This window comes from Streptomyces sp. NPDC048185, from assembly GCF_043202495.1.
GTDB lineage: Bacteria > Actinomycetota > Actinomycetes > Streptomycetales > Streptomycetaceae > Streptomyces.
In genome coordinates this window covers 977,163-1,002,877 of the sequence record NZ_JBIDAN010000002.1, presented here as the reverse complement: position 1 = coordinate 1,002,877, position 25,715 = coordinate 977,163, and the positions used below count along the sequence as shown (strand labels likewise).

Below are 25,715 nucleotides of genomic sequence, written 5' to 3'. Positions count from 1 at the left end.
GGGAGCCCGGGGTAACCGGGCTCCCATGGGAGACGTACTGGTCGGAGCATGTTCGTGGACGGACCGGCAACTCGTCGCGAGCGGCTGGTATCCCCGCGGGCGACGGGACGCCGAGGGGCGCCTGCGGCACTACGCCTCACGGCTTCCCGTCGTCGAAGTGGACGCCGGGTACTACGCGTTGCCGAGCCGCCGCAACAGCGAGCTGTGGGTGGAGCGCACGCCGGACGGCTTCCGCTTCGACGTGAAGGCCTTCTCGCTGCTGACCGGTCACCCCACGCGCCCCGAGGCCCTCCCGGCCGGCCTGCGGGACGGCCTCGGCGGCGAGGAGCGCGGAATGCTGCGGCGCGGACGCGCGGGCGCGGCCCTCCTCGACGAGGTGTGGGGGAGGTTCCTCGACGCCGTGGAACCGCTGCGGACGGCCGGGCGGCTCGGCGCCCTGCTGTTCCAGTTCCCGCCCTGGTTCGCACCGGGCCCGGAGGCGGAGGACACCCTCCGGGACTGCGCGCGGCGCACGGGTCGCAGGCCGCTCGCCGTGGAGTTCCGCCACCCGGACTGGTGGGCGCCCGACCGGGCGGACGCCACCGCCGCGCTGCTCTCCGGACTGGACGCCACCGCCGTCGGCGTGGACATGGCCCAGGGCCTGCCCGGCTCCCTGCCGCCCGTCGTGCCGGTCACCCGCCCCGCGCTCGCCGTCGTGCGCTTCCACGGCCGCAGCCCGGCGTGGGGGAGGGGCAGCAAGGAGGACCGCTTCCGGCACGACTACGACGTGGCCGAACTCGCCGCCTGGGTGCCCCGGTTGCGGCGCGCGGCCCGGCAGGCGGACGAGCTGCACGTGCTGTTCAACAACTGCTGCGCGGACGCCGCCGTACGCGCCGCGGAGGACATGCGGAGGCTGCTCACCCCGACGCGTCGCTGATCCCCAGCCGCAGGTGCTCCACGTGGTAGACGGCCTGGTCGAGCAGCTCGGCGACATGGTGGTCGTGCAGCGCGTACACCACCGACCGGCCGCGCCGCTCACCCACCACGAGCCCCAGGTTGCGCAGCAGGCGCAGCTGGTGGGAGCAGGCCGACTGCTCCATGCCGACCTCCGCCGCCAACTCGGTGGCGGGCAGCGGGCCTTCGCGCAGCCGCGCGAGGATCAGCAGCCGGGAGGGCGTGGACAGGGCCTGGAGGGTGGTGGCGACCTTGGCGACGTTGTCCGCGTCCAGGCGCACGCGCTCGACGGCGTCCTGCGCGGTGGTGGCGGCTCCGTGACCCATGCCGGTCATCTTACGCACCCGTCCGCACGCCTGAACGGATGAATGAATGAACGAGTCTTCATGTGTTCCTGTACGGTGGCCGCGTGTCCACCACCCTCGCCCCCACCCCCGTCCCCGCGCCCGCCCGGCCGGCGCCCGTCCGCCGTACCCGCGTCCTCGCCCTGCCCGAGGCGCGCTGGGCCCTCGCGTCGCTGCTCGCCTTCCTCGCGGCGCTCGCCCCGGACCTCGGCGGCGCCCCCGCCTGGACGTACGGCCCGCTGTACGCGGCCGCCTACGCCGCCGGAGGCTGGGAACCGGCACGGGAGGGCCTGCGCGCGCTGCGCGCGAAGACCCTGGACGTCGACCTGCTGATGATCGTCGCGGCGCTCGGCGCGGCCGCCATCGGGCAGGTCCTCGACGGCGCCCTGCTGATCGTCATCTTCGCCGCCTCCGGCGCCCTGGAGGCCCTGGCCACCGCCCGCACCGCCGACTCCGTGCGCGGCCTGCTCGACCTCGCGCCCACCACCGCGACCCGGCTCACCGGGGACCGCGAGGAGACCGTGCCGACCGCCGGGCTCGCCGTCGGCGACGTCCTCCTGGTCCGGCCCGGTGAGCGGATCGGCGCCGACGGCTCGGTGCTCGACGGCACCGGCGAGGTCGACCAGGCCACCATCACCGGCGAGCCCCTCCCCGTCCTCAAGCGCCCCGGCGACGACGTCTTCGCCGGCACCCTCAACGGCACCGGTGCCCTGCGCGTCCGCGTCGACCGCGACCCCGCCGACTCGGTCATCGCCCGGATCGTCACCCTCGTCGAGGAGGCGTCCCGCACCAAGGCGCCGACGCAGCTGTTCATCGAGAAGATCGAGCAGCGCTACGCGGTCGGCGTGGTGGCCGCCACCCTCGCCGTCTTCGCCGTCCCCCTCGCCTTCGGCGCCGGTCTCACCGACGCCCTGCTGCGTGCCATGACCTTCATGATCGTCGCCTCGCCCTGCGCGGTCGTCCTCGCCACCATGCCGCCCCTGCTCTCCGCCATCGCCAACGCCGGCCGCCACGGCGTCCTCGTGAAGTCGGCGGTCGCGATGGAACGCCTCGGCGAGATCGACTCCGCCGCCCTCGACAAGACCGGCACCCTCACCGAGGGCACCCCCGAGGTGACCGCCGTACGTCCCCTGCCCGGCTCCGGCCTCGACGAGGACGCCCTGCTCGCCCTGGCCGCCGCCGCCGAGCACCCCAGCGAGCACCCGCTGGCCCGCGCGATCGTCGCCGCCGCCCGCACCCGCGGCCTGCGCGTCGCACCCGCCCGGGACTTCACCGCCACCCCGGGCCTCGGCGTAACGGCGGTCGTCGACGGCCACGAGATCCACGTCGGCCGAGCCGAGACGCCCGAAGGCGCGGAGACCACCGTCCGGGTCACCCGCGACGGCACCCCGCTCGGCATCCTCGCCCTCACCGACCGCCTCCGCGCCGACGCCGCCGGGGCCACCGCCGCGCTCACCGCCCTCACCGGCACCGCCCCCGCCCTGCTCACCGGCGACAACGCGGCCGCCGCAGCCCGCGCGGCCGCCGCGACCGGCATCACCGACGTCCGCTCCGGCCTGCTGCCCGACGGCAAGGCCGAAGCCGTACGGGAGGAGGAGCGGGCCGGCCGCAAGGTGCTCTTCGTCGGGGACGGCGTCAACGACGCCCCCGCCCTCGCCGCGGCCCACGCCGGGATCGCCATGGGCCGCGCCGGCTCCGACCTGGCCCTGGAGACGGCGGACGCGGTCGTGGTCCGCGACGAGCTGACGGCCGTACCCGCGGTGGTCCGCCTGTCCCGGCGCGCCCGCGGGCTGGTCCTGCAGAACCTGGTCCTCGCGGGCACCTTCATCACCGCGCTCGTCCTGTGGGACCTGATCGGCCACCTCCCGCTGCCGCTCGGGGTCGCCGGGCACGAGGGCTCGACCGTGCTGGTCGGCCTCAACGGGCTGCGGCTGCTGCGGGAGTCCGCATGGCGATCCGAAGGGGCGCAGGAAGCGTGAGGTCCATGTCGGAAACTCGCCAGCCACGGCCCGACCGGTGGACCATCATGGACGCATGCGGACGGGAATGCACACCGACACCGAGGGCTGCGTACGCGCCGTCCGGTCGAAGGACGCGCGCTTCGACGGATGGTTCTTCACGGCCGTCCTGACCACCGGCATCTACTGCCGCCCCAGCTGCCCCGTGGTGCCGCCGAAGCCGGCGAACATGACCTTCTACCCGAGCGCGGCGGCCTGCCAGCAGGCCGGGTTCCGGGCGTGCAAGCGCTGCCGCCCGGACACCAGCCCCGGCTCCCCGGAGTGGAACCAGCGGGCCGACCTCACCGCCCGCGCCATGCGGCTGATCGCCGACGGCGTCGTGGACCGCGAGGGCGTCCCCGGCCTCGCCGCCCGGCTCGGCTACAGCACCCGGCAGATCGAACGCCAGCTGCTCGCCGAGCTGGGCGCGGGCCCCCTCGCCCTCGCCCGCGCGCAGCGCGCCCAGACCGCCCGGCTGCTCATCGAGACCACCCCGCTGCCGATGGCGGACATCGCCTTCGCGGCCGGCTTCTCCTCCGTCCGCACCTTCAACGACACGGTCAGGGAGGTCTTCGCGCTGTCACCGAGCGAGCTGCGCGCCCGCCACGCCCCCAAGGGCCGGCCGGCCGGGGCTCCCGGCGGCGCGCTGACCCTCCGCCTCCCCTTCCGCGCCCCGCTCAACCCCGACAACCTCTTCGGCCACCTCGCCGCCACCGCCGTACCCGGCGTGGAGGAGTGGCGGGACGGCGCGTACCGCCGCACCCTGCGCCTCCCCTACGGTCACGGAGTCGTGTCCCTCGCCCCCGCCCCCGACCACATCTCCTGCCGCCTCGCCCTCACCGACCTGCGCGATCTGACCGTCGCCATCAGCCGCTGCCGGCGCCTGCTCGACCTGGACGCCGACCCGACGGCCATCGACGACCAGCTGCGCACCGATCCGCTGCTCGCGCCGCTGGTCGAAAAGGCGCCCGGCCGCCGTGTCCCGCGCACGGTCGACGAGGCGGAGTTCGCCGTGCGCGCCGTCCTGGGTCAGCAGGTCTCCACCGCCGCCGCCCGCACCCACGCGGCCCGCCTGGTCACGGCACACGGCGACCCGGTGGACGACCCCGAGGGCGGCCTGACCCACCTCTTCCCGTCGGCGCGGGCCTTGGCGGAGGTGGACCCGGAGACGCTGGCGATGCCCCGCACCCGCCGCACCACCTTCACCACCCTCGTCCGCCACCTCGCCGACGGCACGCTCAACCTCGGCGTCGAGACCGACCGGGCGGACACCCGCGCCCGGCTCCTCGCCCTTCCCGGCTTCGGCCCCTGGACCGCCGACGTCATCGCCATGCGCGCCCTCGGCGACCCCGACGCGTTCCTCCCCACCGACCTCGGCATCCGCCGTGCCGCACGGGAACTGGGCCTGCCCTCCACCCCGGCGGCGCTCACCGCACGCGCGGCCGCCTGGCGGCCCTGGCGGGCGTACGCCGTCCAGTACCTGTGGGCGACCGACAGCCACCCGATCAACTTCCTGCCCGTGTAAGGACGGACCCGTGTCACCCCTGAAGCAGCACACCGTGATCGACAGCCCGTACGGCCCCCTCACCCTGGTCGCCGAGGACGGCGTCCTGTGCGGCCTGTACATGAGCGACCAGCGGCACCGCCCCGCGGAGGAGACCTTCGGAACGGCCGACGACGGCCCGTTCGCCGAGGCCGAGGAGCAACTGACGGCGTACTTCGCCGGGGAACTGAAGGACTTCACCCTCGACCTGCGCCTGAACGGCACCCCCTTCCAGCGCACGGTCTGGGACCAGCTCCGCACGATCCCCTACGGCGAGACCCGCACCTACGGCGAACTCGCCGGTGCCCTCGGCAATCCCACCGCCTCCCGGGCCGTCGGCCTCGCCAACGGCCGCAACCCGATCGGCATCATCGTCCCCTGCCACCGCGTCATCGGCGCGAGCGGCGGCCTCACCGGCTACGGCGGCGGCCTGGAGCGCAAGCAGCGGCTGCTGGACTTCGAACGCGGGACGACGGGAGAGGCGCTGTTCTAGGACCACGGGCCGGTACGGGAACGGGCGAAAAGGCGTTGCCGGCGCCCGGCGGGACGGGCTAGTCTCGCGGCACTCTGAAGATCCACGCTCTCTCGAACGATGCCGCAGAACGGGAGCAAGCCCGCGCACAGCCGCGCGGAGCCAGGAGGGGCGGCGCCACTGTCAGGCATGCCCTCCGAAGGACACTCCCATGAAGATCGGCCTCGGCCTCCCCATCGACGACCCCGCCCTGCTGCTGACCTGGGCCCGGCGCGCCGACGCGGGCCCGTTCAGCACGCTCGGCCTGCTCGACCGGCTCGTCTACGACAACCCCGAACCCCTCGTCACCCTCGCGGCCCTCGCGGGCGCCACGTCCCGCATCCGCGTCCAGACCGAGGTCCTCATCGCCCCGCATCACGGCACCGCGCTCCTCGCCAAGCAGACCGCGACCCTCGACCGCCTCTCCGGCGGACGCTTCACCCTCGGCGTCGGTGTCGGCGGACGGGAGGACGACTGCCTCGCCGCCGGCATCGACATCCACCGCCGGGGCCGTCGCCTCGACGAGCAGATGACCCTGCTCCGCCGCCTGTGGGCGGGCGAGCCCTACGGCCGGGACGTGGGCGCCGTCGGCCCGCGCCCCGCGACGCCCGGCGGGCCCGAGGTGCTGTTCGGCGGCTTCGTCCCCGCCGCCCTCGAACGGGTCGGCCGCTTCGGCGACGGCTTCCTCGGCGCCGCCCTGCCCGCCGAGCACATGGACGGCCTGTTCCGCGCCGTCGAGGCGGTCTGGCGCCGGCACGACCGCCCCGGCCGGCCGCGCCTGGTGGCCCAGGCGAGCGTCGCCCTCGGCCCGGACGGCACGGCGGACCGGGCCCGGCGCGCTCTGCGTGACTACTACGCCTTCACCGGCCGCGCCGACTACATGACGAAGGGCCTGCTCACCACGGCCCGGGAGATCCGCGCGGCCGTCGACGCCTTCCGCGGCATCGGCGCCGACGAGGTCGTCTTCTACTGCTGGTCCCCGGAACCCGACCAGGTCGACCGCCTCGCCGACGCCCTGTTCTGACGGAGCGGCCGCCTACCGGCCGACGCGGACACCGTTCTCCAGCTCGGCGGTCCCCGAGCCGTCCTCGAGTACGTCGAGGGCGGCCAGGACCCGTCCGTGCAGGGAGCCGAGCAGGTAGTCCCGCAGCTCCGTGCGCGGCACCAGGCGCCAGGACAACAGCTCCTCCTCCTGGACACGGACCGCCCCGAGGCTGTCCTCGCCGAGGACTCCGCCGTCGTAGACGTACGACACCAGCGGCGGCCGGCCGAGACCCGGCACCCAGTCCACCACGAGCAGCCGGCCGGGCGGGACGTCCAGCCCGATCTCCTCGAGGGTCTCGCGCCGGGCGCCCTGGCGCGGGGTCTCGCCGTCGTCCGACTCGATGGTCCCGCCCGGCAGCGTCCAGCCCTCCCGGTAGTTCGGCTCCACGAGCAGCACGCTGCCCGCGGCGTCCCGGAACAGCACGGCGGCACCGGCGAGCACGCGGGGCAGACCGGCGATGTACGTGGCGTAGTCGAGCGTCGTCATCCTGGCAGGGTATGTCCCTCCGGCGGGGCGTTCCACGGAGCGGTCGGGGCATGACGGGGAGGGTGTGCTCCGGTTAAGGTCGCAGCGGCGCGACTGCCTTGACGTGCGCAAGGCTCGGAGAGCAAGGGGAGAGCAAGGTGGCTGACGCTGCAGTGGACGGGGCCCGCCGGGTGCTCGTCGCCGCGGACAAGTTCAAGGGTTCGCTGACGGCCGTCGAGGTCGCCGAGCGGGTCGCGGCCGGGCTGCGCCGTGTCGTGCCGGACGTCGACGTCGAGGCGCTGCCCGTGGCCGACGGCGGCGACGGCACCGTGGCCGCGGCCGTCGCGGCCGGGTTCGAACGCCGGGAGGTGCGGGTCGCCGGGCCCCTCGGCGACGAGGTGACGGCGGCGTTCGCGCTGCGCGGCGGCACCGCCGTCGTGGAGATGGCCGAGGCGAGCGGGTTGCAGCGGCTGCCGGACGGTGTCCTGGCCCCGCTGACCTCCACCACGTACGGCTCGGGCGAGCTGCTGCGGGCCGCGCTGGACGCGGGCGCGCGGACGATCGTGTTCGGCGTCGGCGGCAGTGCCACCACGGACGGCGGCGCGGGCATGCTGTCCGCGCTGGGCGCGCGGTTCCTGCGCGAGGACGGCGAGCCGGTGGCGCCGGGCGGCGGAGGTCTCGCCGAGGTCGCCTCGGCCGATCTGTCCGGTCTGGACCCGCGGCTCGCGGACGTCGAGCTGGTGCTGGCGAGCGACGTCGACAACCCGCTGACCGGCCCCAAGGGCGCCCCGGCCGTCTACGGCCCGCAGAAGGGCGCCTCGCCGGAGGACGTGCAGGCGCTGGACGCGGCCCTCGCGCACTTCGCGAAGGTGCTGGAGGGAACGGTGGGCGCGCGAGCGGCCGAGTACGCCGCCTCGCCGGGCGCGGGCGCCGCCGGCGGCATCGGCTACGGCGCGCTGCTGCTCGGGGCGCGGTTCCGGGCCGGCATCGAGGTGATGCTGGACGTGCTGGGCTTCGCGCCGGCGCTGGAGCGGGCCGAGCTCGTGATCACGGGGGAGGGCTCGCTGGACGAGCAGACCCTGCACGGGAAGGCGCCGGCGGGTGTCGCGGCGGCCGCCCGGGCCGCGGGCAAGGAGGTCGTCGCGGTGTGCGGGCGGCTGGCGCTGCCGGCGGAGACGCTGGGGCGGGCCGGGATCCGGCGGGCGTACCCGCTGACGGACGTGGAGCCGGACGTGGCGAAGTGCATCGCCGATGCCGGGCCGATCCTGGAACGCGTCGCGGAGCGTATCGCCCGCGACTTCCTGGCGTAGCGCGGTCTCGCCCCCGGACCCACGCTTCGGGCCTCGTCCTCGAACGCCGGACGGGCTGAGGTCGGCCACTCTTCTCCTGACCGAGTCGGGTGGTGGGTGGGCACAGGCCGGGGGTCTGGGGGCGGAGCCCCCAGCGAGGCCCGCACCGAGGCCGGGCACCGGGCAAACGAAAGGGCCCCGAACCCAACCAGGTCCGGGGCCCTCCCAACGCGCCGCTACGGCAACTGCGCCGCCCGCGCCTCTCGCCGGTTGTCACGGAAGTTGTTCACCCGCCGCGCCGTCGCGAACAGCGGAATCACCGCACCCATCACCAGCTGCAGCGCACACCCCGTCTGCAGCAGCAGCTGCCCGCTCGGCGCGTCGAACGCCCAGGCGGCCAGCAGGCCCATCGACAGGACGATCCACGACAGCATCGCCACCGCGAGGCGCCCCCGCGGCTTCGGGTACTCGACCCGGCTCACCATCAGCCAGGCCGTACCGATGATGGCCAGGAGCGTCGCCACGAAGGGCAGCTCCAGCAGCACGATCGAGACGACCGTCAGCGCTCCGAACGGCGACGGCATGCCCTGGAACGTGCCGTCCTTCACGGTGACGCAGGAGAATCTCGCAAGCCGCAGCACCACCGCGAGCAGCACCACGATCGCGCCCACCGCCGCGACCCGCTGGTAGGCGTCGTGCGCGACCATCCCGTAGACCAGGACGAAGTACGCGGGCGCCAGCCCGAAGCTGATCAGGTCGGACAAGTTGTCCAGCTCGGCGCCCATCGGCGAGCTGCGCAGCTTGCGTGCCACGAGCCCGTCGAACAGGTCGAAGATCGCCGCGCAGAGCATCAGGATGACCGCGGTGGCCGCGCTGTGCCGGGCCATGCCCGACTCCTCGCTGCCCGTCAGGTGCGGGATGAGGATGCCGGTGGTGGTGAAGTACACCGCCATGAAGCCGCACGTGGCGTTGCCGAGGGTGAGGGTGTCCGCTATCGACAGGCGGAGCGAGAGGGGCATCTCCTCCTCGTCGTCCACCTCGTCGGCCTCGGGCACCCACCCGGCCTGGGTCTGTGGATCAATCACGGTCAATGCGAGTCACCCCAGCCACCGTCTTCTGCCCCACCTCGACCGCGACCTCCACGCCTTCCGGCAGGTACAGGTCGACGCGCGAGCCGAAGCGGATCAGGCCGACCCGGTCGCCCTGCTCGACCTTCGTGCCCTGCGGCACGTACGGGACGATGCGGCGGGCCACCGCGCCGGCGATCTGGATCATCTCGATGTCACCGAGCTCGGTGTCGAAGTGCCACACCACCCGCTCGTTGTTCTCGCTCTCCTTGTTGAAGGCGGGAACGAAGCCACCGGGGACGTGCTCGACCGACGTGACCGTGCCCGACAGCGGCGCGCGGTTGACGTGGACGTTGAGCGGGCTCATGAAGATCGCGACGCGGGTACGGCCGTCCTTCCACGGCATGATGCTCTGCACCACACCGTCGGCGGGCGAGATGACCCGGCCCTGGGTGATCTCGCGCTCGGGGTCGCGGAAGAACCACAGCATCCCCGCCGCGAGCGCGGTGGCGGGGACGGCGACGGCCTTGGCCGCGCCCGAGCGGCGGGCGCGGAGCAGGCTGACGGCTGCGGTGGCGACGGTCGGCAGAAGCCACGGCGATGCTCCGCGCGCGAGGCGTACGCCGGCGAGGCTGTCGCGAGGTGCAGAGGTTTGGCTGTGGGGCATGGATGACCTTCGTAGCGGATGATGCCGCGCATTGACGGGGGACGGCGGCTTTCCGGCGATCGTAGCGGCTATCAGCCGCAACTGGGTAAGCCAGGCAGCCGAGTCGGCGGCCGAAGAGTGCCTACGGGGTGTGACCTTCTTCTCCAAGAAAACACCCCGTATCCGGACATCTAACCCTGGAACCGATACTCTTCGAGCAGCCTGCGACCGATGATCATTTTCTGGATCTCGGCGGTGCCTTCACCGATCAGCAGCATCGGAGCCTCGCGGTAGAGCCGCTCGATCTCGTACTCCTTGGAGAAGCCGTAGCCGCCGTGGATCCGGAAGGCGTCCTCCACGACCTCCTTGCAGTACTCGGAGGCGAGGTACTTGGCCATCCCCGCTTCCAGGTCGTTTCGTTCGCCCGAGTCCTTTTTGCGTGCAGCGTTCACCATCATCGCATGCGCCGCCTCCACCTTGGTAGCCATCTCGGCCAGCTTGAACTGGATGGCCTGGTGCTGGGCGATCTGCTTGCCGAAAGTGTGACGCTGCTGGGCGTACTGGACGCCCAGCTCGAAGGCACGCTGGGCGACGCCGCAGCCACGCGCCGCCACATTCACGCGGCCCACCTCGACGCCGTCCATCATTTGGTAAAAACCTCGGCCGGTGACGCCGCCGAGCACCCGGTCGGCGGGGATCCGCAGGCCGTCCATGATGAGCTCGGTCGTGTCGACGCCCTTGTAGCCCATCTTGTCGATCTTGCCGGGGATCGTGAGGCCGGGACGGACCTCGCCGAAGCCGGGCTCCTTCTCCACCAGGAAGGTCGTCATCGACTTGTGCGGCGCCGTGCCCTCGGGGTGACCCTCGTCACTCCTGACGAGGACGGCGACCAGCGACGACGTGCCGCCGTTCGTCAGCCACATCTTCTGGCCGTTCAGGACGTACTCGTCGCCGTCCTTCACCGCCTTGGAGGAGATCGCCGAGACGTCGGAGCCCAGCGCCGGCTCCGACATGGAGAAGGCGCCCCGGATGTCGCCGGCGGCCATGCGGGGCAGGAAGTGGTCCTTCTGCTCCTGCGTGCCGTGCTGCTTGAGCATGTACGCCACGATGAAGTGCGTGTTGATGATGCCGGACACCGACATCCAGCCGCGGGCGATCTCCTCCACGCACAGCGCGTACGTCAGGAGCGACTCGCCCAGACCCCCGTACTCCTCAGGGATCATCAGGCCGAACAGGCCCAGCTCCTTCAGCCCGTCCACGATGTCCTGCGGGTACTCGTCCCGGTGCTCCAGCTCGGTGGCGACCGGGATGATCTCCTTGTCCACGAAGTCCCGGACGGTGGAGAGGATCTCCCGCTGGACGTCCGTGAGGCCGTGGGTCTGGGCGAGGCGGCTCATCTACTTCCCCTGTTCCTTCAGCTCGGGGCGGCCCGGCTGCTCGCCGCCGCGCTCCTTGATGTACGTCTCGGTCGGCACCATCACCTTGCGGCGGAAGACGCAGACCAGCGTGCCGTCCTGCTTGTAGCCCTTGGTCTCGACGTGGACGATGCCGCGGTCGTTCTTCGACTTCGAGGGCCACTTGTCGAGCACCGTGGTCTGACCGTAGAGGGTGTCCCCGTGGAAGGTCGGCGCCACGTGTTTCAGCGACTCGATCTCCAGATTGGCGATCGCCTTGCCGGAGATGTCCGGCACGCTCATGCCGAGCAGCAGGGAGTAGATGTAGTTGCCGACCACCACGTTCTTGCCGAAGTCCGTCGTCTTCTCGGCGTAGTTCGTGTCCATGTGGAGCGGGTGGTGGTTCATGGTGAGGAGACAGAACAGGTGGTCGTCGTACTCCGTGACCGTCTTGCCCGGCCAGTGCTTGTACGTCGCCCCGACCTCGAACTCCTCGTAGGTGCGTCCGAACTGCATCGCGCTCAGGGCCCTTCTAGGCGGTGGGGATCTCGAACTTGCTGGTGCGCTGCATGCCGGCGGCGCGGCCCTTGCCGGAGACGACCAGGGCCATCTTGCGGCTGGCCTCGTCGATCATCTCGTCGCCGAGCATCGCGGAGCCCTTCTTGCCGCCCGCCTCGGACGTGTAGTAGTCGTACGCGTCCAGGATCAGCTCGGCGTGGTCGTAGTCCTCCTGGGACGGCGAGAAGATCTCGTTGGACGCCTCGACCTGGCCGGGGTGCAGCACCCACTTGCCGTCGAAGCCCAGGGCGGCGGCGCGCTGCGCGACCTCGCGGTAGCCGTCCACGTTGCGGATCTGGAGGTAGGGGCCGTCGATGGCCTGGAGGTTGTTGGCGCGGGCGGCCATGAGGATCTTCATCAGGATGTAGTGGTAGGCGTCCGCCGGGTAGCCGGGCGGCTGCTCGCCCACGACCAGCGACTTCATGTTGATGGACGCCATGAAGTCGGCCGGGCCGAAGATGATGGTCTCGACGCGCGGGCTGGCCTGCGCGATCTCGTTGACGTTGTTCAGGCCCTGCGCGTTCTCGATCTGCGCCTCGATGCCGATGCGGCCGACCTCGAAGCCCATCGTCTTCTCGATCTGGGTCAGCAGCAGGTCCAGCGCGACCACCTGCTGGGCGTCCTGCACCTTGGGCAGCATGATGCAGTCCAGGTTCGGGCCGGCGCCCTCGACGACCGTCACGACGTCGCGGTACGTCCACTCGGTCGTCCAGTCGTTGACGCGCACGACGCGGGTCTTGCCGGTCCAGTCGCCCTCGTTCAGGAACTTGACGATCGTGTGCCGGGCCTCCGGCTTGGCGAGGGGCGCGCAGGCGTCCTCCAGGTCCAGGAAGACCTGGTCGGCGGGGAGACCCTGGGCCTTCTCCAGGAAGCGCGGGTTCGAGCCGGGCACCGCCAGGCAGGAACGCCGGGGGCGAAGGCGGTTGACCGTGGTCATGCGGGGACCTCCAGGGGGTCGAGCTTGTTCGCGTTCCGGATCTCGTCGACGATCCGGCCGATGATGCCGGTGATGTCGAAGTCCTTCGGGGTGAAGACCGCGGCCACTCCCGCGGCCCGCAGGTCTTCGGCGTCACCGTTCGGGATGATGCCACCGGCGATCACCGGTATATCCGTGGCACCGGCCACACGGAGCCGTTCGAGCACGTCCGGGACCAGCTGGGCGTGGGAGCCGGACAGGATGGACAGGCCCACCGCGTGCACGTCCTCGGCGAGCGCGGCGTCCACGATCTGCTCCGGGGTGAGCCGGATGCCCTGGTAGACCACCTCGAACCCGGCGTCGCGGGCCCGCACGGCGATCTGCTCGGCGCCGTTGGAGTGGCCGTCCAGGCCCGGCTTGCCGACCAGGAAGCGCAGCTTGCCGACGCCCAGGTCACGGGCCGTCAGGTCCACCTTGCGGCGCACCTCGGACAGGGCCGAGCCCTCCTCCGCGGCGACCGCCACCGGCGCGGACGACACACCCGTGGGCGCGCGGAACTCGCCGAACACCTCGCGCAGCGCGCCGGCCCACTCGCCGGTGGTGACCCCGGCGCGGGCGCACTCCAGGGTGGCCTCCATGAGGTTGTCGGTGCCCTTGGCGGCCTCCTTCAGCTTCTCCAGCGCCTTGCAGGGGCGCGGGTGGTTGAAAGGCGGCTGGTAGCGGCTGTCGCGCCAGTTCTGCAGCGAGGCGATGACCCGGGCCTCGACCGCCGGGTCGACCGTCTGGATCGCGGTGTCCAGGTCGGCGGTCAGCGGGCTCGGCTCGGTGCCTTCGAAGGCGTTGACACCGATGATCTTCTCCTCGCCCGACTCGATCCGGGCCCGGCGCTCGGCGTGCGAGGCGACGAGCTGCGACTTGAGGTAGCCGGACTCGACGGCCGCCATCGCGCCGCCCATCTCCTGGATGCGCTCCATCTCCGCGAGCGACTCCCGGACCAGCTCGTCCACCTTCGCCTCGACCACCTTCGAGCCCTCGAAGAGGTCGCCGTACTCCAGCAGGTCGCTCTCGTACGCCAGGACCTGCTGGATGCGCAGGGACCACTGCTGGTCCCAGGGGCGGGGCAGGCCGAGGGCCTCGTTCCAGGCCGGCAGCTGCACGGCGCGCGCGCGGGCGTCCTTGGAGAGGGTGACGGCCAGCATCTCCAGGACGATCCGCTGGACGTTGTTCTCCGGCTGGGCCTCCGTCAGGCCGAGGGAGTTGACCTGGACGCCGTAGCGGAAGCGGCGGTGCTTGGGGTTCTCGATGCCGTACCGCTCGCGGGTGACGCGGTCCCAGATCTGTCCGAAGGCCCGCATCTTGCACATCTCCTCGACGAAGCGGACGCCCGCGTTCACGAAGAAGGAGATGCGGCCGACCACGTCGCCCATGCGCTCCTCGGGCACCTGGCCGCTGTCGCGCACCGCGTCGAGCACGGCGACCGCGGTGGACATCGCGTACGCGATCTCCTGCACCGGCGTGGCGCCCGCCTCCTGCAGGTGGTAGCTGCAGATGTTGATCGGGTTCCACTTCGGGATGTGGGAGACCGTGTACGCGATCATGTCCGTCGTCAGGCGGAGGGACGGCCCCGGCGGGAAGACGTGCGTCCCGCGGGACAGGTACTCCTTGACGATGTCGTTCTGGGTCGTGCCCTGGAGCCGGGTGATGTCCGCACCCTGCTCCTCGGCGACGACCTGGTAGAGCGCCAGCAGCCACATGGCCGTGGCATTGATGGTCATCGAGGTGTTCATCTGCTCCAGGGGGATGTCCTGGAACAGCCGGCGCATGTCACCGAGGTGCGCGACGGGCACGCCGACCCGGCCGACCTCGCCGCGGGCGAGGACGTGGTCCGAGTCGTAGCCGGTCTGGGTCGGCAGGTCGAAGGCGACCGACAGACCCGTCTGCCCCTTGGCGAGGTTGCGCCGGTACAGCTCGTTGGACGCCTCGGCCGTGGAGTGACCGGCGTACGTGCGCATGAGCCACGGCCGGTCCTTCTGACGCTCACTCATGTGACGCTCCTCAGACGTTCCGGAAGCGGTTGATGGCGTCGACGTGCTTGGCGCGCATCTCCTCGTCGCGCACGCCCAGGCCCTCCTCGGGGGCCAGGCACAGCACGCCGACCTTGCCCTGGTGGAGATTGCGGTGGACGTCGTACGCGGCCTGGCCGGTGTCCTCCAGCGAGTACACCTTGGAGAGCGTCGGGTGGATCTTGCCCTTGGCGATGAGGCGGTTGGCCTCCCAGGCCTCGCGGTAGTTGGCGAAGTGGGAGCCGATGATGCGCTTCAGCGACATCCACAGGTAGCGGTTGTCGTACTCGTGCATGTAGCCCGAGGTCGAGGCGCAGGTGGTGATGGTGCCGCCCTTGCGGGTGACGTAGACCGAGGCGCCGAAGGTCTCCCGGCCGGGGTGCTCGAAGACGATGTCGATGTCCTCGCCGCCGGTGAACTCGCGGATGCGCTTGCCGAAGCGCTTCCACTCCTTCGGGTCCTGGGTGTGCTCGTCCTTCCAGAACTTGTACCCCTCGGCGCTGCGGTCGATGATCGCCTCGGCGCCCATCGACCGGCAGATGTCCGCCTTCTGCTCGCTGGAGACGACGCAGACCGGGTTGGCGCCGCCGGCCAGGGCGAACTGCGTGGCGTACGAGCCGAGGCCGCCGCTCGCGCCCCAGATGAGCACGTTGTCGCCCTGCTTCATCCCGGCGCCGTTGCGGGAGACGAGCTGGCGGTACGCGGTGGAGTTGACCAGGCCCGGGGCGGCGGCCTCCTCCCAGCTCAGGTGGCCCGGCTTGGGCATCAGCTGGTTGGACTTGACCAGGGCGATCTCGGCGAGGCCGCCGAAGTTCGTCTCGAAGCCCCAGATGCGCTGCTCCGGGTCGAGCATCGTGTCGTTGTGGCCGTCGGACGACTCCAGCTCGACGGAGAGGCAGTGCGCGACGACCTCGTCGCCGGGCTGCCAGGCGTTGACGCCCGGGCCGGTGCGCAGGACGACGCCGGCCAGGTCGGAGCCGATGATGTGGTACGGCAGGTCGTGGCGCTTGGCCAGCTCGCTGGTGCGGCCGTAGCGCTCCAGGAAGCCGAACGTCGACAGCGGCTCGAAGATCGAGGTCCACACCGAGTTGTAGTTGACCGAGGAGGCCATGACGGCCACCAGGGCCTCACCCGGGCCCAGCTCGGGCAGCGGCACCTCGTCGAGGTGGATGGACTTGCGCGGGTCCTTGGCGCGGGTCTCCATGCCCGCGAACATCTCGGTCTCGTCCTTGTGCACGGTGATCGCGCGGTACGACTCGGGGAGCGGCAGCGCGGCGATGTCGGCCGGCGTGGATTCGGGCGACTGGATCGCGTCCAGGATGTCCTTCACGGTCACGGTGTTGCCTCCGGCGGTGAGCGCCCTGAGGGAGGGGCGCTGAGGGTTACGTCGGTGCTGCAGAGGGGTGGTGAAAGTGCCTGTGACGCAGGCGCCGGGCGCGCAGGGGATGGGTGCGGGGACAGCCCGGACACCTTCAACGTATGACACCGCGTGTCACGCCGCAAGGCACTGAGTGCCAGAAACTGTTCTCAGATGAAATCTTTACGCAACATATGAGCGATGATCGATCGAACGGGGTCCCACGAGGAGGGGAAAAGGGGCGTTGACGTGCAAAAACGGCCACCCGGAGGGTGGCCGTCGTCACAGGGGAGAAGCCGGTCAGCGCTCCTTGAGCGCCTGCTCGATGGTCCGCATGATCTCGTGCAGCGGGGCGTCGGTGCGGGCGACCGTCACCAGCACCTCGCCCTCCACGGAGGCCGCGGAGGAGGCCGGCCGCGAGGACGCCGTACCGCGCCCCGCGCCGATGCCCGTGCCGAACGTCTTGCGCACGATGGCGAAGGCGTGGTCGAGCTGCGCCTCCACGTCGCCCTGTCCGCCCGCCCGCAGCCAGCGCCGCAGGACGTGGTTGTGGGCGGTGACCACCGCGGACGCGGCGACCTCCGCCAGCAGCGGGTCGTCGTTGGCGTCGTCGTCGTGCGCGTGCTCGTCGAAGTGGCCGAGCAGATAGCGCGTGAAGAGGCGCTCGTAGCGGGCCACCGACGCGATCTCCGCCTCGCGCAGGGTGGGCACCTCGCGCGTCAGCTTGTAGCGGGCGACCGAGATCTCCGGCCGCGCCGCGTACATCCTCATGACTTCCTTGATGCCGCGGCACACGGTGTCGAGCGGATGCTCGTGCGCCGGCGCCGCGTTGAGCACGGCCTCGGCGCGGACCAGGGTGTCGTCGTGGTCCGGGAAGATGGCCTCTTCCTTGGAGCGGAAGTGGCGGAAGAAGGTGCGGCGTGCGACGCCGGCCGCGGCCGCGATCTCGTCGACGGTGGTCGCCTCGTACCCCTTGGTGGCGAACAGCTCCATGGCCGCGGCCGCCAGCTCCCGGCGCATTTTGAGCCGCTGGGCGGCGGCTCGGCTGCCGGCCGCGCTCTCCGGCGCGTCGGGCGGGGCTGGCGTACGTGAGGACCTGGCGGGCTGGGACATGACCCGAACGTACTGCATCTGCGCAGATTGATGCGCATGACCGGGGATTCCCCCGCCCGCGAAGGGCGGGGGAGACCCGGCCGGATCGAGCAGTCCGCCCCAGTCCTCCTCGGACCGGAACCAGTCGCCGGGGCCGGGCTCAGCGGCGGGCATGTTCGCGGAAGCCACGGCCCGTCTTGCGGCCGAGGCAGCCCGCGGCCACCAGGTGCTCGAGCAGGGGCGCCGGGGCCAGCCCCGGGTCGCGGAACTCGCGGTGCAGCACCTTCTCGATGGCCAGCGACACGTCCAGTCCGACCACGTCCAGCAGTTCGAAGGGGCCCATCGGATAGCCGCCGCCCAGCTTCATCGCCGCATCGATGTCGTCGAGCGTCGCGTAGTGCTCCTGCACCATCTTGACCGCGTTGTTGAGGTACGGGAACAGCAGCGCGTTCACGATGAACCCGGCGCGGTCGCCGCAGTCCACGGCGTGCTTGCGGACCTTGGCGCAGACCTCGCGGACGGTGGCGTGCACGTCGTCCGCCGTCAGCACGGTACGGACCACCTCGACCAGTTTCATGGCCGGCGCCGGGTTGAAGAAGTGCATGCCGATCACGTCCTGCGGGCGCGAGGTGGCACGGGCGCAGGCGACGACGGGCAGGGACGAGGTGGTGGTGGCCAGCACCGCGCCGGGCTTGCACACCTTGTCCAGCGTGGCGAACAGCTGCCGCTTGACCTCCAGGTCCTCCGCGACCGCCTCCACGGCCAGCTCGACGTCGGCGAAGTCGTCGTACGTGCCCGTCGGCGTGATCCGCTCCAGCGTCCCGGCGGCGGCCTCGGCGGTGAGCCTGCCCTTGTCGACGCTGCGCGCCAGGGACTTGCCGATGCGCGCCTTGGCCGTCTCGGCCTTCTCCGCGCTGCGCGCGGCGAGGACGACCTCGTACCCGGCCTTCGCGAACACCTCCGCGATGCCGGACGCCATGGTGCCCGAGCCCGCGACGCCCACGGAGCGCACGGGACGGCCGGCGGCCGGGGTGTCGCTCGCACGCGGGGTCAGGGCGTCCGGCACGACGACCGCGCTGCCGGGCGCCTCGTACGTGTAGAAGCCGCGCCCCGCCTTGCGGCCGGTCAGACCGGCCTCGCTGAGCTGCTTCAGGACGGGCGCGGGGGCGTGCAGACGGTCGTGGGAGGCGGAGTACATGGCCTCCAGGACCGTGCGCGCGGTGTCCACGCCGATCAGGTCCAGCAGGGCCAGCGGACCCATCGGCAGCCCGCAGCCGAGCCGCATCGCGGCGTCGATGTCCTCGCGGGAGGCGTAGTTCGCCTCGTACATCGCCGCGGCCTGGTTGAGGTACCCGAAGAGCAGCCCGTCGGCCACGAAACCGGGCCGGTCGCCCACCGCGACGGGCTCCTTGCCGAGGTCCAGGGCGAGATCGGTGACCGCCGCGACGGCGGCCGGCGCGGTCAGCACCGAGGAGACGACCTCCACCAGCTTCATCGCCGGGGCCGGGTTGAAGAAGTGCAGGCCCAGCACCCGCTCGGGGCGGGCCGAGTCGGCGGCCAGCCGCGTCACCGACAGCGCGTTGGTGCCGGTCGCCAGGATCGTCCCGGGGCGCACGATCCCGTCCAGCTCCCGGAAGATCTGCTGCTTGATCTCGTACGACTCCGGCGCCACCTCGATCACGAGGTCGGCGTCGGCCGCGGACCGCAGGTCGGCGGAGGTCCGGACCCGGGCGAGGGTGTCGGCGCGCTCCCGCTCGGTCAGGCGCCCGCGCTCCACGGCACGGGCGGTGGACGCCTCCAGCGCGGTGACGGCCCTGACGGCCTGCGCCTCGCTGATGTCGATGCCGATCACGTCACGGCCCGCCCGGGCCAGGACCTCGGCGATACCGGTGCCCATCGTGCCGAGGCCGACGACGGCCACGGTGCGGAGCGGGGACAGAGGGGTGTCGGACTGGGGAGTGGCCATCGCGGGACTCCAGGAATGAGGGTGACGACGGAACGCCCGGGTGCGCCGAGCGGCGCACCGGGTGCGTACGGAGTGGAGTGCGGGTGTTGCCGGGCTGCATGCGCACACGCCCGGTGCCGTCCGCAGGGCGTGCACACGCCCGGGCGGCGGCGGGGTCCGACCGGCCCTGTCCCGAGGCCGGGTCGCACTGCGGTGCCCGAGGCACCGAACCTGTCGATCTGCTCCCACGAAGGCTGCGTCACCGAACCGTCGTGAGGAGTGCTGCGGGTGGGTGACCCGCTCGTCTGAGATTAACTCGCGGGTAACGAGCGCGCCAGCCCCCGGTGTTCGTGATGTAGGTCCCACGCGGCGTGTGACCCGCCTAACCTCGGTGTCATGGACGAAGAGTTGCGATCGCTCACCGAGCGCTTACGGGCCGAGGCGGCCGCCTCCGGCACGCCGGACGCCGTGACGGCGTGCGACCGGCTCGCGGCGACCGGGGATCCCGACGTACTGGCCGCGGTGCTCACCGAGCCCGGACAGCCGCTGTGGGCCCGGGAACTGGCCGCGTTCCGGCTGGGGCTGGCGGGGGACCGGCGGGCCTTCGAGTCGCTCGTGCTGCTCCTCAACCACCGCGACCCGCCGCGCTGCGCCTCCGCCGCCCACGCCCTCGCCCGCCTCGGCGACCCCCGCACCGCCCGCGCCGCCGCAGCCCTCGCCACCAACGAACTGCGCGTCGCCTACGCCCTGCACCCGGTGCGCCTGCTGGTCGAGCTGCGCGCCCCGGAGGCCGTGCCCGCGCTGATCACCACCCTGGGGCGCCGGCTGCGTCCGCACGACCCCTACCGGCGCGTGGCGCTCGCCTGCGTCGAGGGGCTCGGCACGCTCGGCGACGAACGGGCCGCGCCCGTGCTGAAGGACGCCCTCGCCCACCCGGCGCTGGCCGAGGCGGCGGTGCGGGCGCTGGCGCGGATCCCGGGGCAGCGGTGAGCCGGCCGCCGGCGTGTCCCGTCAGCCGGTGAGCGGCCTGGCGTACCGCACCTCGGGCACCGCGACGCCGTCCACGTCGGACGACTCCACGGCGCCGTCGGCGCGGAAGCCGGCGCGCTCGTAGAAGCGCCGGGCGCGGGTGTTGCCCTCGAGCACCCACAGCAGCATCCGCGGGTGCCCGGCGGTGGCGCAGCGGCGCACCGACTCCTGGAGCAGGGCCTGCCCGACGCCGCCGCCGAGCCGCCCGGTGTCGACGTAGATCGCGTACAACTCGGCGTCCACGGTGCGCCGTTCGCCGTCCCGGTACGCTCCGTGGCAGGCCCAGCCGACGACGTCGCCGGCGTCGTCCTCCGCGACCAGGTTCACCAGGTCCGCCGGAGCCCGGGCGAAGAGGGCGCGGCGCCGCTCGGCGTCCTCGGTGACACTGAGCCCGTCGAGGTACTGCTGGGGCATCAGCCCCCGGTAGGCCGACTGCCAGCCCCGGACGCGGAGCGCGGACACGCGGTCGCAATCGGCGAGCGTCATCTCCCGCACGCGCGCCCCGCTCACGGGGCGACCACCGCGAGCGCCTCGATCTCCATCAGGAACTCCGGCCGCACCAGGGAGGCGACCTGCACCGCCGAGGCGGCCGGGAGCCGGTCGTCGGGTATGTGCGCGGCCCGGGCCGCGCGGATCGCGGACATGTGCGCCATGTCCGTGACGAAGAAGGTCAGCTTCACCACGTCGTCGAAGCCGGCGCCGGCCGCGGACAGGCAGCGCCGCAGGTTCTCGAAGACCTGGCGGGCCTGGGCCACGGCGTCGCCCTCGCCGACGAGCGTGCCGTCCTCGTCCAGCGCGAGCTGGCCGGAGACGGCCACGAACCTCCCCGTGCCGAGGACGACGTGACTGTACTGGGCGGCGGGGGCGACCCCTGCGGGGGCGGCGATCCTGGTCAGGTCACTCATGTCTCCATGGTGGACCATGGCACCGGCGGCCCCCGACGGCCCGTCAGGCGCCGGGGAGCGCCCGGCGTCAGCCCCGGAAGCCGAGCAGGCTGTGCAGCGTGGAGCCGCGCGAGGACGTCGACGCCGCCTTGGACTGCAGCGGTTCCGGGTCGGGCAGCGTCGCGCACACGGCGTCGGCCTCGCCGTCGCCGCGCGGCACGGTGCCGTCGGCCAGATAGGCGGCCAGGTGCGCGTCCAGGCAGGCGTTCCCGCTCAGCGTGATGCCGTGGTTGCCGCCGCCCTCCTCGACGACCAGGCTGGAGCCGCGCAGCAGCCGGTGCACCGTGACGCCGCCCTCGTACGGGGTGGCCGCGTCACCCGTCGCCTGGAACAGCAGCACCGGCGGCAGCCGTCGGTTGGTGACGTCCACCGCCTGCCCCGGGGCCGTCGGCCAGAAGGCGCACGGTGCGTTGTACCAGGCGTTGTTCCAGGTCATGAACGGCGCCTTCGCGTACACGTCCCAGTTGTCCTCGCGCCACTGGTCCCAGTCGCGGGGCCAGCCGGCGTCGCGGCACTGCACCGAGGTGTAGACGCTGTAGCCGTTCTCGCCGGCAGCGTCCACGGCGCCGAAGTCCTCGTACGCCTCGACGAGCGGAGCGGCGTTCCCGTCGTTCACGTACGCCGCGAACGCCTCCGCCAGGTAGGGCCAGTAGCCGTTGTAGTAGCCGCCCGGCAGGAAGGTGTCCTCCAGCTCCGCGGCGCCCACCCTGCCACCGGCCGGGTCCTTCGCGACCGCCGTCCGCATCGCGTACCAGGCGGCCTCGATCCGCTCCGGGTCGGTGCCGAGCCCGTACACGGTGTCGTACTTCGCGATCCAGGCCATGAAGGCGCGGTGGCGGTCGTCGAAGGCGTGGTCCTGGCCGAGGTTGGCGTCGTACCAGACCTCCTCCGGGTCGACGACCGAGTCCAGCACCAGGCGCCGCACCCGCTCCGGGTAGAGCTTGGCGTAGACGGCGCCCAGGTAGGTGCCGTAGGAGTAGCCGAAGTAGTTGATCTTCTCCGAGCCGAGTGCCCCGCGGATCGCGTCCATGTCCCGCACCGCGTCCACGGTGTCGATGTGCGGCAGGACGTCCGCGTACCTCCTGCCGCAGGCCTGCGCGAAGGACTTCGCGCGCGCGAGGTTGGCCTGCTCGACGGCCGGCGAGGCCGGCAGGGTGTCGGGGCGCACCGGGGCGAAGTGACCCGGCCGGCAGTCGAGGGCCGGCTGGCTGCTGCCGACGCCCCGCGGGTCGAAGCCGATGACGTCGTACTGGGCGGCCACCCCCTTGGGCAGGGACGACGCCACGAACCCGGCGAGCGTCAGACCGCTGCCGCCGGGGCCGCCGGGGTTGACCAGCAGCGGGCCCTGGTACGTCGTGGCGGTGTGCGGGACCCGGGACAGGGCCAGGGTGATCCGCTCGCCGTCCGGGCGGGAGTGGTCGAGCGGCACCGTGAGCGAGGCGCACTGGAGCGTCGGGTAGTCGTCCGTCCCGCACTTCTTCCAGTCGATCCCGGCGGCGCGCGGGGCGCTCGCGGGCAGCGGGGCGCCGGCGTCGGCGGGGACGGCCGTGACGGCACCGGCCGCGATGACGGCGGCGCCGCACAGCACGGCTGCGCGTTGTCTCATCGAGTCTCCCAGGACGGAGAGGCTGCGGTCCGCGTGGCTCACGGTCCTCGCCGCATCGTCCCGGCAAGCGCCCCGTGCAGGAACGCGTTTCACCCCTGCTTGACCCGATTGGTCCGCCGAATGCCCTCGAATGCTCCCGCGCGGGCGAAGGCCGGACCGGGCCGGCCGGTCGTTAGGCTGGACCCCGCACGTGAGAACCCCGCACGTGAGAAGAGGAGGCCGCGATGGACCGGACGGCGCCGACCGGACCGACGGTCGCCGAGGTGACGGCCGAGCTGGCCGCGCTCGAGGACCCGAAGGTACGCGCGGTCAACGAGAGGCACGGCGACGACCACGGCGTGAACCTCGGCGCCCTGCGCGCCCTCGCGAAGCGGCTGAGGACGCGGCACGAACTCGCGGGCGGGCTCTGGCGGACGGGCGACACCGCGGCCAGGCTCCTGGCGACACTGGTCTGCCGCCCGAAGGCGTTCGCGCGCGACGAGCTGGACGCCATGCTGCGCGAGGCGCGCACACCCAAGGTGCACGACTGGCTCGTGAACCACGTGGTGAAGAAGAGCCCCCACGCCGAGGAACTGCGCCTGGCCTGGTCCGCCGACCCGGACCCCGTGGTCGCGAGCGCCGGCTGGGCGCTGACCACCGAACGCGTGACGAAGAAGCCCGAGGGCCTCGACCTCGCGGGACTGCTCGACACCATCGAGGCGGAGATGAAGGGCGCCCCGGACCGCCTCCAGTGGGCGATGAACCACTGCCTGGCCCGCATCGGCATCGACCACGCCGAGTACCGCACCCGCGCGATCGGCATCGGCGAACGCCTGGAGGTGCTCAAGGACCACCCGACACCCCCGGGCTGCACCTCCCCGTACGCTCCTGTCTGGATCACCGAGATGGTGCGCCGGCAGCGGGAGGCGCCGGCCGGCTAGCGGCCGGCCTCCGGATCAGCCCTGCTCCGGGCGACGGCGCCCCGCGCCCGGCCAGAGCAGCGCCTGGGCGACGACGACCCTCTCGCCGTCGAAGGTGACGGCGGGGCCTTCGTGCAGTTCGTAGCCGAGAGCCAGTGCCTCGCTGACGCGGCGGCAGAACGTGGCGTCGTCCGGTCCGGTCAGGACGCGGTAGACGGGCAGTCCGTTCGGTGGTGTGCTCATGGGGAACAGGATCCCAGGCCCGAGAAACCGCGGCCGCGTCCGCTCCCCCTCACAGGAACGACAGCTGCACCGGCTCCTCGGCGGGCGGCGGGTCCGCGTGCTCCGTCCGCCCGGTCCGGCGCGGCATCCCCGGGCGCGCCGGACCGATGCCGTACTCCTGGGCCAGGGCGTGCACCTGGCCGGTGATCCGGCGCTGGTACCACTTCGGGGCGTAGGCGCCCTCCGCGTACAGGCGTTCGTAGCGGCGTACCAGGTGCGGGTGGTGCTGCCCCAGCCAGGCCATGAACCACTCCCGGGCGCCCGGGCGCAGATGCAGGACGAGGGGCGTGACCGACGTGGCGCCGGCCGCGGCGATCGCCCGCACGGTCGCCCGCAGCTGGGCCGGTTCGTCGCCGAGGAACGGGATGACCGGCGCCATCAGCACCCCGCAGCCGATGCCGTGCTCGGTCAGGGTCCGCACGACGTCCAGCCGGCGTTCCGGCGCGGGCGTGCCGGGCTCCACCGTGCGCCACAGGTCGGTGTCGGTGAAGCCGACCGAGACGGAGATGCCGACGTCCGTGACGCGTGCCGCCCGGGTCAGCAGGTCCAGGTCGCGCAGGATCAGCGTGCCCTTGGTGAGGATCGAGAAGGGGTTCGCGCGTTCCGTGAGGGCCTCGATGATGCCCGGCATCAGGCGGTAGCGGCCCTCGGCGCGCTGGTAGCAGTCGACGTTGGTGCCCATCGCCACGTGCTCGCCCTGCCAGCGGCGGGAGGCGAGCTGGCGGCGCAGCAGTTCGGGGGCGTTGACCTTGACGACGATCTGGGAGTCGAAGCCGAGACCCGTGTCGAGGTCCAGATAGCTGTGCGTCTTGCGCGCGAAGCAGTACACGCAGGCGTGCGAGCAGCCCCGGTACGGGTTCACCGTCCATTCGAACGGCATCCGCGAGGCGCCCGGCACCCGGTTCAGGATCGAGCGGGCCCGCACCTCGTGGAAGATGATGCCGCGGAACTCGGGCGTGTCGACGGTGCGGGTGGTGACCGCGTCCGCGCCGAACAGCGCGGGACCGTCGGCCCGGGCGTGGTCGGAGTCCGTGAGGTTCTCCCAGCGCATGACGCCTCCTCGGTAGCACTCCGCACAGAATAGAACACATGTTCCCTTGATCGTGCGGGTGCGTCGCGCGGGGCCGTTTTGCGCCCCCGGATTTGGTGGCCGGGCGGTGGGGTGGTTGGCTTGCCCCGACCCCGAGAACCAGCCCTGGAGGAACCCGATGGCGCAGGTCGAGGCCACGACGGAGCGGATCGTCGCCGCGGACGCGGAGACGGTGTTCGACACCCTCGCCGACTACAGCGGCACCCGCGAGAAGCTGCTCCCCGAGCACTTCAGCGAGTACGAGGTCCGCGAGGGCGGCGACGGCGAGGGCACCCTCGTCCACTGGAAGCTCCAGGCCACCAGCAAGCGCATCCGCGACTGCCTGCTGGAGGTGAGCGAGCCGACCGACGGCGAGCTCGTCGAGAAGGACCGCAACTCCTCCATGGTCACCACCTGGCGGGTCACCCCGGCCGGCGAGGGCAGGTCCCGCGTCGTGATCACCAGCACCTGGAAGGGTGCCGGCGGCATCGGCGGCTTCTTCGAGAAGACCTTCGCGCCCAAGGGGCTCGGCCGGATCTACGACGCGATGCTCGCCAAGCTCGCCACCGAGGTGGAGAAGTAGCCAACACGCCCTTCGAAAAGGGGTGTTGGCCCTCTCACCGGTTCGAGTGATCCTCGGCTGATCGCGCCGTACGCCGTAACTTGTCGCACTTGCTCGTAGTTGTCGCCTCTGGCGGCAAAAGTGAGCAGGTGCGACGAG

Annotated in this window: 25 protein-coding genes; 9 read left to right on the top strand and 16 right to left on the bottom strand. The window is 72.3% G+C overall.

All coding sequences use genetic code 11. From position 1 onward, the window contains the following. Window positions 1–25: 25 nt before the first annotated feature. Window positions 26–916 carry a DUF72 domain-containing protein gene (locus ACGF3H_RS10400; RefSeq protein ID WP_362499193.1) on the top strand — a complete coding sequence of 297 codons (891 nt, stop codon included), beginning with the start codon at window positions 26–28 and terminating at the stop codon, window positions 914–916. Here ACGF3H_RS10400 and ACGF3H_RS10395 read toward each other — a convergent pair. Beyond that, window positions 897–1,259: a metalloregulator ArsR/SmtB family transcription factor gene (locus ACGF3H_RS10395; RefSeq protein WP_362499196.1), complete on the bottom strand. Its 363-nt coding sequence runs from the start codon at window positions 1,257–1,259 to the stop codon at window positions 897–899. The two genes, ACGF3H_RS10400 and ACGF3H_RS10395, sit on opposite strands and share 20 nt — an antisense overlap. Before the next feature lie 83 nt (window positions 1,260–1,342). Here ACGF3H_RS10395 and ACGF3H_RS10390 point away from each other — a divergent pair, with 83 nt between their 5' ends. From ACGF3H_RS10390 to ACGF3H_RS10375, 4 genes are all read left to right on the top strand, one after another. Continuing rightward, window positions 1,343–3,256 (top strand): heavy metal translocating P-type ATPase, encoded by a 1,914-nt coding sequence (locus ACGF3H_RS10390; RefSeq protein ID WP_362499199.1) that lies wholly within the window; start codon window positions 1,343–1,345, stop codon window positions 3,254–3,256. Between the two features lie 55 nt (window positions 3,257–3,311). Further along, window positions 3,312–4,799: an AlkA N-terminal domain-containing protein gene (locus ACGF3H_RS10385; protein WP_362499202.1), complete on the top strand. Its 1,488-nt coding sequence runs from the start codon at window positions 3,312–3,314 to the stop codon at window positions 4,797–4,799. Between the two features lie 19 nt (window positions 4,800–4,818). Then, a complete protein-coding gene (locus tag ACGF3H_RS10380; protein ID WP_362499286.1) occupies window positions 4,819–5,310 on the top strand; it encodes a methylated-DNA--[protein]-cysteine S-methyltransferase in 492 nt (163 codons plus the stop codon). 190 nt (window positions 5,311–5,500) lie between these two features. After that, on the top strand, window positions 5,501–6,352 hold the full coding sequence (locus ACGF3H_RS10375) for an LLM class flavin-dependent oxidoreductase (protein ID WP_362499205.1): 852 nt from the start codon (window positions 5,501–5,503) through the stop codon (window positions 6,350–6,352). Window positions 6,353–6,364: 12 nt separating this feature from the next. On the opposite strand, the gene ACGF3H_RS10370 is transcribed toward ACGF3H_RS10375, so the two are convergent. Then, window positions 6,365–6,859, bottom strand: a complete 495-nt coding sequence (locus ACGF3H_RS10370; protein WP_362499208.1) for an NUDIX hydrolase — start codon at window positions 6,857–6,859, stop codon at window positions 6,365–6,367. Between the two features lie 152 nt (window positions 6,860–7,011). On the opposite strand from ACGF3H_RS10370, the gene ACGF3H_RS10365 reads away from it, so the two are divergent. Continuing rightward, entirely contained in the window at window positions 7,012–8,148 is a 1,137-nt protein-coding gene (locus tag ACGF3H_RS10365; protein WP_362499289.1) for a glycerate kinase, read from the top strand. A 215-nt stretch (window positions 8,149–8,363) separates the two neighbouring features. On the opposite strand, the gene pssA is transcribed toward ACGF3H_RS10365, so the two are convergent. The 9 genes from pssA to ACGF3H_RS10320 all read right to left on the bottom strand — a co-directional run bounded on the left by pssA (window position 8,364) and on the right by ACGF3H_RS10320 (window position 19,186). After that, on the bottom strand, window positions 8,364–9,182 hold the full coding sequence (gene pssA / locus ACGF3H_RS10360) for a CDP-diacylglycerol--serine O-phosphatidyltransferase (protein ID WP_189868702.1): 819 nt from the start codon (window positions 9,180–9,182) through the stop codon (window positions 8,364–8,366). A 22-nt stretch (window positions 9,183–9,204) separates the two neighbouring features. Beyond that, complete coding sequence (locus ACGF3H_RS10355; RefSeq protein WP_362499292.1) at window positions 9,205–9,861, bottom strand: phosphatidylserine decarboxylase; 657 nt, start codon at window positions 9,859–9,861, stop codon at window positions 9,205–9,207. 170 nt (window positions 9,862–10,031) lie between these two features. Further along, the gene (locus ACGF3H_RS10350; protein ID WP_189232274.1) at window positions 10,032–11,237 is read right to left on the bottom strand and encodes an acyl-CoA dehydrogenase family protein; all 1,206 of its coding nucleotides are present in this window, start codon (window positions 11,235–11,237) and stop codon (window positions 10,032–10,034) included. Continuing rightward, the gene (locus tag ACGF3H_RS10345; protein WP_337305629.1) at window positions 11,238–11,750 is read right to left on the bottom strand and encodes a MaoC family dehydratase; all 513 of its coding nucleotides are present in this window, start codon (window positions 11,748–11,750) and stop codon (window positions 11,238–11,240) included. It lies immediately after the preceding gene. 16 nt (window positions 11,751–11,766) lie between these two features. Next, the gene (locus tag ACGF3H_RS10340) at window positions 11,767–12,729 is read right to left on the bottom strand and encodes a CoA ester lyase (protein ID WP_362499213.1); all 963 of its coding nucleotides are present in this window, start codon (window positions 12,727–12,729) and stop codon (window positions 11,767–11,769) included. After that, on the bottom strand, window positions 12,726–14,753 hold the full coding sequence (locus ACGF3H_RS10335; RefSeq protein ID WP_362499216.1) for a protein meaA: 2,028 nt from the start codon (window positions 14,751–14,753) through the stop codon (window positions 12,726–12,728). The genes ACGF3H_RS10340 and ACGF3H_RS10335 overlap by 4 nt, the downstream gene beginning before the upstream one ends. A gap of 10 nt (window positions 14,754–14,763) precedes the next feature. After that, on the bottom strand, window positions 14,764–16,107 hold the full coding sequence (gene ccrA, locus ACGF3H_RS10330; RefSeq protein WP_362499219.1) for a crotonyl-CoA carboxylase/reductase: 1,344 nt from the start codon (window positions 16,105–16,107) through the stop codon (window positions 14,764–14,766). Window positions 16,108–16,428: 321 nt separating this feature from the next. Further along, the gene (locus ACGF3H_RS10325; protein WP_362499222.1) at window positions 16,429–17,241 is read right to left on the bottom strand and encodes a TetR family transcriptional regulator; all 813 of its coding nucleotides are present in this window, start codon (window positions 17,239–17,241) and stop codon (window positions 16,429–16,431) included. Window positions 17,242–17,380: 139 nt separating this feature from the next. After that, a complete protein-coding gene (locus ACGF3H_RS10320; protein ID WP_362499225.1) occupies window positions 17,381–19,186 on the bottom strand; it encodes a 3-hydroxybutyryl-CoA dehydrogenase in 1,806 nt (601 codons plus the stop codon). A 375-nt stretch (window positions 19,187–19,561) separates the two neighbouring features. On the opposite strand from ACGF3H_RS10320, the gene ACGF3H_RS10315 reads away from it, so the two are divergent. Further along, window positions 19,562–20,155: an adenylosuccinate lyase gene (locus ACGF3H_RS10315; protein ID WP_362499228.1), complete on the top strand. Its 594-nt coding sequence runs from the start codon at window positions 19,562–19,564 to the stop codon at window positions 20,153–20,155. Window positions 20,156–20,176: 21 nt separating this feature from the next. Here ACGF3H_RS10315 and ACGF3H_RS10310 read toward each other — a convergent pair whose 3' ends face one another. From ACGF3H_RS10310 to ACGF3H_RS10300, 3 genes are all read right to left on the bottom strand, one after another. Continuing rightward, complete coding sequence (locus tag ACGF3H_RS10310) at window positions 20,177–20,680, bottom strand: GNAT family N-acetyltransferase (RefSeq protein WP_362499295.1); 504 nt, start codon at window positions 20,678–20,680, stop codon at window positions 20,177–20,179. A 20-nt stretch (window positions 20,681–20,700) separates the two neighbouring features. Beyond that, window positions 20,701–21,099 carry a RidA family protein gene (locus tag ACGF3H_RS10305; protein WP_362499230.1) on the bottom strand — a complete coding sequence of 133 codons (399 nt, stop codon included), beginning with the start codon at window positions 21,097–21,099 and terminating at the stop codon, window positions 20,701–20,703. Between the two features lie 67 nt (window positions 21,100–21,166). Further along, the gene (locus ACGF3H_RS10300; protein WP_362499233.1) at window positions 21,167–22,744 is read right to left on the bottom strand and encodes an alpha/beta hydrolase; all 1,578 of its coding nucleotides are present in this window, start codon (window positions 22,742–22,744) and stop codon (window positions 21,167–21,169) included. Between the two features lie 224 nt (window positions 22,745–22,968). On the opposite strand from ACGF3H_RS10300, the gene ACGF3H_RS10295 reads away from it, so the two are divergent. Next, on the top strand, window positions 22,969–23,664 hold the full coding sequence (locus tag ACGF3H_RS10295) for a DNA alkylation repair protein (protein ID WP_362499236.1): 696 nt from the start codon (window positions 22,969–22,971) through the stop codon (window positions 23,662–23,664). Window positions 23,665–23,679: 15 nt separating this feature from the next. Here the strand turns inward: ACGF3H_RS10295 and ACGF3H_RS10290 are convergent, their stop codons facing one another. Together ACGF3H_RS10290 and ACGF3H_RS10285 are read right to left on the bottom strand one after the other, a co-directional pair. Continuing rightward, window positions 23,680–23,886 (bottom strand): DUF1737 domain-containing protein, encoded by a 207-nt coding sequence (locus tag ACGF3H_RS10290; protein ID WP_362499239.1) that lies wholly within the window; start codon window positions 23,884–23,886, stop codon window positions 23,680–23,682. A 49-nt stretch (window positions 23,887–23,935) separates the two neighbouring features. Continuing rightward, window positions 23,936–24,976, bottom strand: coding sequence for an Rv2578c family radical SAM protein (locus ACGF3H_RS10285; protein ID WP_362499242.1), 1,041 nt, complete (start codon window positions 24,974–24,976; stop codon window positions 23,936–23,938). A gap of 157 nt (window positions 24,977–25,133) precedes the next feature. Between ACGF3H_RS10285 and ACGF3H_RS10280 the strand changes: the two genes are divergently transcribed. Continuing rightward, on the top strand, window positions 25,134–25,577 hold the full coding sequence (locus ACGF3H_RS10280) for an SRPBCC family protein (protein WP_362499245.1): 444 nt from the start codon (window positions 25,134–25,136) through the stop codon (window positions 25,575–25,577). Window positions 25,578–25,715 lie beyond the last annotated feature (138 nt).

What these genes read in the sequence shown, in the direction of transcription:
- ACGF3H_RS10400 (WP_362499193.1), top strand. Translation starts at nt 26, where the DNA reads ATGGGAGACGTACTGGTCGGAGCATGTTCGTGGACGGACCGGCAACTC.
- ACGF3H_RS10395 (WP_362499196.1), bottom strand. Translation starts at nt 1,259, where the DNA reads ATGGGTCACGGAGCCGCCACCACCGCGCAGGACGCCGTCGAGCGCGTG.
- ACGF3H_RS10385 (WP_362499202.1), top strand. Translation starts at nt 3,312, where the DNA reads ATGCGGACGGGAATGCACACCGACACCGAGGGCTGCGTACGCGCCGTC.
- ACGF3H_RS10375 (WP_362499205.1), top strand. Translation starts at nt 5,501, where the DNA reads ATGAAGATCGGCCTCGGCCTCCCCATCGACGACCCCGCCCTGCTGCTG.
- ACGF3H_RS10370 (WP_362499208.1), bottom strand. Translation starts at nt 6,859, where the DNA reads ATGACGACGCTCGACTACGCCACGTACATCGCCGGTCTGCCCCGCGTG.
- ACGF3H_RS10355 (WP_362499292.1), bottom strand. Translation starts at nt 9,861, where the DNA reads ATGCCCCACAGCCAAACCTCTGCACCTCGCGACAGCCTCGCCGGCGTA.
- ACGF3H_RS10350 (WP_189232274.1), bottom strand. Translation starts at nt 11,237, where the DNA reads ATGAGCCGCCTCGCCCAGACCCACGGCCTCACGGACGTCCAGCGGGAG.
- ACGF3H_RS10345 (WP_337305629.1), bottom strand. Translation starts at nt 11,750, where the DNA reads ATGCAGTTCGGACGCACCTACGAGGAGTTCGAGGTCGGGGCGACGTAC.
- ACGF3H_RS10340 (WP_362499213.1), bottom strand. Translation starts at nt 12,729, where the DNA reads ATGACCACGGTCAACCGCCTTCGCCCCCGGCGTTCCTGCCTGGCGGTG.
- ACGF3H_RS10335 (WP_362499216.1), bottom strand. Translation starts at nt 14,753, where the DNA reads ATGAGTGAGCGTCAGAAGGACCGGCCGTGGCTCATGCGCACGTACGCC.
- ACGF3H_RS10325 (WP_362499222.1), bottom strand. Translation starts at nt 17,241, where the DNA reads ATGTCCCAGCCCGCCAGGTCCTCACGTACGCCAGCCCCGCCCGACGCG.
- ACGF3H_RS10320 (WP_362499225.1), bottom strand. Translation starts at nt 19,186, where the DNA reads ATGGCCACTCCCCAGTCCGACACCCCTCTGTCCCCGCTCCGCACCGTG.
- ACGF3H_RS10315 (WP_362499228.1), top strand. Translation starts at nt 19,562, where the DNA reads ATGGACGAAGAGTTGCGATCGCTCACCGAGCGCTTACGGGCCGAGGCG.
- ACGF3H_RS10310 (WP_362499295.1), bottom strand. Translation starts at nt 20,680, where the DNA reads ATGACGCTCGCCGATTGCGACCGCGTGTCCGCGCTCCGCGTCCGGGGC.
- ACGF3H_RS10305 (WP_362499230.1), bottom strand. Translation starts at nt 21,099, where the DNA reads ATGAGTGACCTGACCAGGATCGCCGCCCCCGCAGGGGTCGCCCCCGCC.
- ACGF3H_RS10300 (WP_362499233.1), bottom strand. Translation starts at nt 22,744, where the DNA reads ATGAGACAACGCGCAGCCGTGCTGTGCGGCGCCGCCGTCATCGCGGCC.
- ACGF3H_RS10295 (WP_362499236.1), top strand. Translation starts at nt 22,969, where the DNA reads ATGGACCGGACGGCGCCGACCGGACCGACGGTCGCCGAGGTGACGGCC.
- ACGF3H_RS10290 (WP_362499239.1), bottom strand. Translation starts at nt 23,886, where the DNA reads ATGAGCACACCACCGAACGGACTGCCCGTCTACCGCGTCCTGACCGGA.
- ACGF3H_RS10285 (WP_362499242.1), bottom strand. Translation starts at nt 24,976, where the DNA reads ATGCGCTGGGAGAACCTCACGGACTCCGACCACGCCCGGGCCGACGGT.
- ACGF3H_RS10280 (WP_362499245.1), top strand. Translation starts at nt 25,134, where the DNA reads ATGGCGCAGGTCGAGGCCACGACGGAGCGGATCGTCGCCGCGGACGCG.